Annotated in this window: 3 protein-coding genes, 2 tRNA genes and 4 pseudogenes; 3 read left to right on the top strand and 6 right to left on the bottom strand. The window is 66.9% G+C overall.

What is annotated here, in order from left to right:
- The 5 genes and pseudogenes from AC2TEW_RS38085 to AC2TEW_RS38065 form a co-directional block, all read right to left on the bottom strand.
- Positions 1-728, bottom strand: a pseudogene (locus tag AC2TEW_RS38085) (IS3 family transposase); the annotation flags it as partial.
- A gap of 347 nt (positions 729-1,075) precedes the next feature.
- A pseudogene (locus AC2TEW_RS38080) lies at positions 1,076-1,549 on the bottom strand (hypothetical protein); the annotation flags it as partial.
- A gap of 180 nt (positions 1,550-1,729) precedes the next feature.
- Positions 1,730-2,412, bottom strand: a pseudogene (locus AC2TEW_RS38075) (IS6 family transposase).
- Positions 2,413-2,509: 97 nt separating this feature from the next.
- Positions 2,510-2,593: transfer RNA gene (locus tag AC2TEW_RS38070), tRNA-Leu, on the bottom strand.
- 51 nt (positions 2,594-2,644) lie between these two features.
- Positions 2,645-2,718: transfer RNA gene (locus tag AC2TEW_RS38065), tRNA-Lys, on the bottom strand.
- Positions 2,719-3,290: 572 nt separating this feature from the next.
- On the opposite strand from AC2TEW_RS38065, the gene AC2TEW_RS38060 reads away from it, so the two are divergent.
- Entirely contained in the window at positions 3,291-3,821 is a 531-nt protein-coding gene (locus AC2TEW_RS38060; protein WP_484627765.1) for a hypothetical protein, read from the top strand.
- A gap of 396 nt (positions 3,822-4,217) precedes the next feature.
- On the opposite strand, the gene AC2TEW_RS38055 is transcribed toward AC2TEW_RS38060, so the two are convergent.
- The gene (locus AC2TEW_RS38055) at positions 4,218-4,928 is read right to left on the bottom strand and encodes an IS6 family transposase (protein WP_484627764.1); all 711 of its coding nucleotides are present in this window, start codon (positions 4,926-4,928) and stop codon (positions 4,218-4,220) included.
- 395 nt (positions 4,929-5,323) lie between these two features.
- On the opposite strand from AC2TEW_RS38055, the gene AC2TEW_RS38050 reads away from it, so the two are divergent.
- On the top strand, positions 5,324-6,166 hold the full coding sequence (locus AC2TEW_RS38050) for a hypothetical protein (RefSeq protein WP_484627763.1): 843 nt from the start codon (positions 5,324-5,326) through the stop codon (positions 6,164-6,166).
- 140 nt (positions 6,167-6,306) lie between these two features.
- Positions 6,307-6,525 (top strand): annotated as a pseudogene (locus AC2TEW_RS38045) (transposase); the annotation flags it as partial.

Genomic DNA, 6,525 nt, shown 5'->3' with positions numbered 1-6,525 from the left:
CGCATGCGGTCGGCGATCGACCAGCCCGCCAGCCGCTTCGAGCACAGGTCCAGCACCGTGGCCAGATAGAGGAACCGGCCGCCCCCGATCGGGAGATAAGTGATGTCGCCGACGTACCTCATGTTCGGCCTGGCCGCGGTGAAGTCCCGCCGCAGCAGGTCCGGCACCGGGGTCGCCGACGGCTCGGGGACCGTGGTGCCGGACCTTCTTGCGCAGGTGCAGGCCGACGATGCCGAACGTGCGCATGACGCGCTCCACGCGCTTGTGGTTGACCGGCGTCCCGGCGTCCCGCAACTCGGCGGTGACGCGTGGAACCCCGTACGTTCCGTCCGAGTCGGTGTGGATTCGGGTGATCCGGTCCGCGAGCTCGGCATCCGCCCGGGCGCGGCCGGCCCGCACGTCCGCGCCGGCCGACCACCGGTAGAACCCCGACCGCGAGACCCGCAGCATCCGGCACAGCCGCTTGACGCCGAAGGCGCCCCGGTGATCCTCGACGAACTGGAAGCGGCTGCTCACCAGCTGGTCTCCTGCGCGAAATACTTCGCGGCCCTCCGAAGGATCTCCCGCTCAAGCTCGAGCTCCTTCACCCGCGCCCGCAGCTGCCGGTTCTCCTTCTCCATCGCACTCGCCTCACCGGCCCCGGGCCGGGCAGCCGCCTCCGCGTCGCGCACCCAGATCCGCAACGTCTCGTGGTTGACACCCACGTCCTTGGCCACCGACGCGTACGTACCTCACGATCCAATGATCAGGGTGTCCACGACCACGGGGAAACGCCCTTCCGCTCCACCGGACCCAGCAGGGCCTTCAGATACGCCGGGCCACCCGGCGCGGCTCCACCCGGCGGAACAGACCCGCCACCGAGGCGAAGAAGTCCTCGAACCAGCCCGCCCACAACTCCACATCACGCAACGTCTCCACGGACCGACAACGAGCCCGCCCACCGAAAGACACAATGCTCACCTGTAGTACCAGGCACTCCTCTGCCTGGCCAGGCGCCGGGTCGACGTCCTGTTCGCCATGCTCCGCGACGGAACCCTCTACGAGTCCAGGCCAGCCGAAGCGGCCAGCCGAGCCGCGGGTCCGCCATGAGCACCACGCGATCGGCTGCGGGATCGAACCCGAGCACCGGGTTTCCATAGTCGCCTTCGGCCGTCATGACCACCGGCCGGCCCAGCCTGCCTCCCACAGCGGCGAAGAATCCGCACAGGACGTCCACTCCTTCCTGACCCTGCAGTTCGCGAAGGTCGACATCGAAGTCGATTTCCTCGGCCGACATCGGACGGAAGATCGCCAGCACATCCGGGACCGGCCAGACACGCAGATCGACACTGTCCGCATCGGCGGGACGCGAAAGCACTTCCGCCGCAGAAGGCAGCGGCCCAGCGACGCCGCCCACTGAGTACTCCCACGTCCATCCCCTCGACCTGACCAGGTCGAACACCACCTGCCAGTCCTCGACCGAGGTGCCCGCCACGGACACATCCGGCAGAGCACCCATCAGGTCAGGGTCGAAGAAATCCTTGACGTCGTCCCACAGCCGATCCGGCATCCCGCCATGTTGCCCGCCGACACCTTCCGCACGCAGCCCGATTTCCTTGACGAACCCCATAGAGGCACCCCCGCCACACAGCCGGCGACGAAATCGACCTCGCCGAACAGCTCCTCACCGGGCTGGACCTGCGCGCCACCACCCTGACCGTCCACACCGCAGCCCTCGTCCGCGACGCCGCTACGTAGCGAAGCAGATGATCATCTCGGCTTGGTAGTCGGGGACGGCGAGCAGGTGGCGGCGGGGCCGGAAGTGGGGTGAGATCCCGCTGAACGCGCCGAAGGAACCGCTGGGCGGCGCCCATCGATCGGAAGCCCTACATCGCGCGCTCGCGCTGCCGCCTGGTCGGCTGGTGGGAGTTCTCGGCCCGACTGTTCAAGCTTTTTGTGCGAGCGGTGCTCCACCGACGGCATCACCCTACGGTGGACGGCGCCGTAGGAAGCGAGCTTGTCCGTGACGACCACGCGGGGCACTTGGCGGGTCTTCTTCATCAGGCTCCGGAAGAAGCCCCTGGCCTCGGCGGTGTCGCGACGGTGCTGCAGCAGGATATCGAGCACGTTCCCTTGCTGGTCGACGGCCCGCCACAGGTACTTCTGCGCGCCGTTGATCTTCACGGAGACCTTGTCCAGGTGCCACTTGTCGCTGGGCCGGGGCCGCCGGCGCCGTAGCCGGGCGGCGTATGCAGGGCCGAGCCAGCGGGTCCACTGGTGGATGCTCTCGTAGGTGACCACGATGCCGCACTCGAGCATCAGCTCCTCGATGTCGCGCAGGCTCAGATTGAACCGGTGATAGAGCCACAGGCCGTACGAGATAATCTCCCGCGGGAGGCGGAAACCCCGGTACGACACCGCGTCCACGAGCAGCCCCTCCCGGCGATCCCGACCAGTCGGACGATCATGCCGCTCGGGCTCCCACGCTCAATCTGACAGCACCGTGCGACGGAGCGGTAGCCGAAACGGGTGGGAGTGGAGGGAGTCGAACCCTCACGCCTTTTGGGGCGCCGGTACTTGAAGCCGGTGCGTCTGCCTGTTCCGCCACACTCCCGCGATCACCAAGCGTAACGGGCCGAAGGACGCCCCGGGGGCTTGGTGTCGGTACGCCGCCGGGGACTCGAACCCCGGACCCGCTGATTAAAAGTCAGCTGCTCTAACCAACTGAGCTAGCGGCGCGCGGTGACCATATTCGCAGGAATGGGGCGACAGGTGCGGCGCCACGGCTTCCGGGAGCGGCGAGTTCCACACTGATGGGCGTATCGCACACCGGCTCCGGTCCGGTTCTTGATCACCGGGGTCAGGCCTGCGCCCTCGATCGGTTGCCATGCGCGGGCGTCGGGAGTGCCCGGTACGGTCCTGATCCACATGCTGACCAGGCTGCGGGCGCCGCGGGCGGTGGAAGCGGACATATCGCTCAGACGTACGGCGCTCGGCCGCCTCGCGGCTCATGCCCGCCGTGAGCGGCCGCCGCCGCACCTGCGGACCTGCATGTGCCGGGAGTCGGGATGCCGGTGGCACGGCCGGCACCGCGGGTGCGGCGGCGAGGTGACCCTGATGGTGTTCCAGCTGCGGGGTGGGCGCTGCTGGTCGCTGGCGCAGCTGTGCCGGGAGTGCGCCCGTCTGGTGCCGGGGGCGGCGGCGGTCCGGGCTGTGGAGCAGCCGATGGCCGGGCTGTCCGGCGGAGGCGGCCGGTCGCGGCGGGGCGGGGCGGGGGCGAGGCGCGGTCGCCGGGGCTGTGCCCGCTGGCGGTGAGGGCGGCGCTCGGCTACACCGCCGCCTCGCTGCCCACTGCCGTCGGCGGGAAGGCGCGGCTGCTCGCGGTGGTGTGCACGCTGCGGGTACGCAGCGGCGGCCTCGCCCGGCTGCCCGTCGGCCTGACGAAGGCGGTGCGGCTGCGGGCTGCGGCGCGGGCGATCGGCGAGCTGCAGGAAGCGGGCTGGCTCCGTTACACGGGCCGAACCTCCGGCGGGCCCATGGTGTCCGTGCCCGAGCTCGCCGGCCGCTCGGCAGGGCAGCGGGCCGGCCAGTGGGCCTTGGGCGTCGTCGGGCGGCCGCGCGTTCGCGGGTTCGACCCGCAGGTGCGGCTGGCCGCGCTGACCGTCGCGGCGTGGCACGAGAGCGACGGCGAAGCGTTCCTGATCGAGCCCGACTCCGCCGCCCGCGCCTGCGGCCTCGGCCCGCGACAGCTGCTCGCGGCGCTCGGCCATGTGCACGCGGCCGAGCTGCTCGGCCGCTGGGAGAACATGCCGAGCGGCTTGGTCCGCTGCACCCCCGCATGACCACCGACCTCGCAGGGCCCGGCCGTGCGGGCCCGCTCCCCCCGCGAGCAACGGACGCGGGTCCCCTTGCCGGGCTGTGGAACGCCGGCCGGGACCTTCCTCGCCGGGGTGAACCTGCGCAGCCGTGATCAGCTCCCTGCCCGGGACGGCAGGAGGCTTTCCTGCACGGAGTTGACGGTACGACGGACACGCCCCGAAAAGGCGGATAGTGTCCGAACAATCAGGATCGGGCGACCGGGCCTGCAGAGATGGGGGGTGCGGACGTGGCCGAGGCGCAGCAGGTCCTCGAGGGGATCGTGGAGCGGGTGGTGTTCGTGCCCCGGTCGGGGCGTTGTCGCGTTGTTGGGGGTGTGGGTGTCTGACGTCGTGTCGGCGCGGCGTGGGCCGGGGTCTGGCTCAGGCGGCGGTGTGCATGCCGGTGACGTGGTCCCAGATCGTGAAGCGGAGGGTCATCTCGAGGCGGTGGGCGGCGGCTGTCATCAGATGACGCCGGGGCCGGAAATGGGGTGAGATGCCGCTGAACGCGGCGCGGAACCGTTGTGCTCCGCCGACCGTCCGGAAGCCTTTCATGGCTCGTTCGCGCTGCCTCGTGGGCTGGTGGCTGTTCTCGACCCGGTTGTTCAGCCCTTTGCGGGAGCGGTGTTCCACGGAGGGCATCACCTCGCGGTGCGCGGCCCTGTAGGAGCGGAGCTTGTTGATGACGACCACCCGCGGCACCGCGTTGGCCCCCTTGAGCAGTTTCCGGAAGAACCGCCTGGCCGCGGCCTTGTCCCGCCGGCTCCGCACCAGGAAGTCGACCACGTTCCCGTCCTGGCCGACGGCCCGCCACAGGTACTTCCACTCGCCGTCGACCTTGATGAACACCTCGTCCAGGTGCCACTTGTCGCCCGGGTCCGGCCGGCGGCGACGCAGCCCGTTGGCGTAGGCCTGGCCGAACTTCAGGCACCACCGCCGGATCGTCTCGTAGGAGACGACGACGCCGCGCTCCAGCATCAGCTCCTCCACCTCACGGAAGCTCAGCGGGAACCGGAAGTACAGCCACACACAGTGGCTGATGACCTCCGCCGGGTAGCGGTGGTTGCTGTACGACGGCGGCGTTGACGACACGGACACGACCCTTCGGTACAGCCAACCCGAAGAGCATCTTACCCGGCCACCAACAATGTGACAGCGCCGAACGCAGTCTACGTACTTAAACTCGCCATTTGCGGTACGAGATACTAGCAGATAACTGCCTGATCGTGCCCGATTGACTTTATAAGCCTGCCCGAAAAGCTGCCTGAAGTCCATGGCATCCCACTCGCAGGACGCTGTAAGTGTAAGGATGAGGATGAGGCCCTATTCCCCTGTCCTGCAACACCCTGATCAGTGATCACGGCCGCCATTAAGAGGCACCCGAAGAGAAACAGCGAGAAATCATGCACCGCTATATTCTTGGCCACAGTCAATACGCAAATGACGGAACAAAGGTCATCCTGCCCCCGGGCGTCAGGTTCTTTTCCATGGCGAACATGGACTTGCCAAGGGTTGTCGGCATAGCTCTGATGTCCCTCGATAGCCATGGGATCAACATCCATAGCCAAGAAGAAAAAGAGGTCCCCAACTATCAGTTTTGGAACGTAGATGCACGCGATGTCGATGCCGCCTTGGCGACCATGGATCAAAGGGCGATCGAGGATCTAGTCATCGTGGGAGGACTGAGTTCATACGTGGCATCCGGTGCATTCCTATGCGGAGAAGACTCCTCGGGGTGTGCAACTGGTGAGCATACCTGCAGTGGGATTCTTGGGATATTCAACGGCTACGAACTTGATTTCGTTTCATGCAGGGGGTCTGACGAGGGCGCCAGTGTTCACTATGTCGGTCACGGTCAGCTGGGAGACCTTACTGACGTCGTGGCATATTTTCACGAGCTCCTGACACATGAAGCAGACTGGCCTCTGGCTCGAAGGTTCTCGGGCAAGCCAAATTCCTTCGCCGCAGAATGGGACGATCTTCCGGAGGGTAGCCGGGGAGTCCTGAGATATGATCCAGCTATTCAAAAGTGGGCCGAACTGCGAGCGGCCTATGTAGCATCAAATGGATTTAAAAATGCCCACGCCCTTGGCTCCTATGTGGTCTCGCAGTGGTCTCACGGGAACGGTGAGATCATTTCTATTCTCCTCGGCTCGCACGAGATAGTGAGCCGCCTTTCCGAAGAACGCTTCGAGCAGGCGATGGCCATTGAGGCTCTCTTCTCGAAGAAGCTCCGCTCCTATTATCACAAAGCGAGCTCCGAGGAGAAGGGATATATTCGCGAGCATGACTTTCTGCGGAATGCCCTCCATCAAATGAAGATCATCTGATCTCAGTCTGGTAGAGGAAGCAAACATTCACGAGGTTCGGAGCCCGGCGGTGGTCTGACGATGTGACAGGCCGCTGTCGGGCAACTGTCACGTTGTCGGGTGGTTGATCGTCTGAGGCTGCATCGGGGTGTCACCGGCAGATGGTTGACGCGGTGCGCTACCTGGTCGCGGGCGGCGTCACTTGGCGGGCGATGCCCGGGGACTTCCCCGCGTGGGACCGCGTCTACGCGTTCTTCCGGTGCTGGCGCGACAAGGGCCTGGTCGCCGAGTTCCACGACCGGCTGCGGGACCGGGTCCGCGAGGCGGCGGGCCGCGACCGGGAGCCGACCGCGGGGATCATCGACGCGCAGTCGGTGAAG

Source organism: Kitasatospora sp. NEAU-CNBT7, from assembly GCF_057220535.1.
The sequence above is the reverse complement of the archived record's forward strand: the minus strand, read 5'-3'. Positions and strand labels throughout refer to the sequence as shown.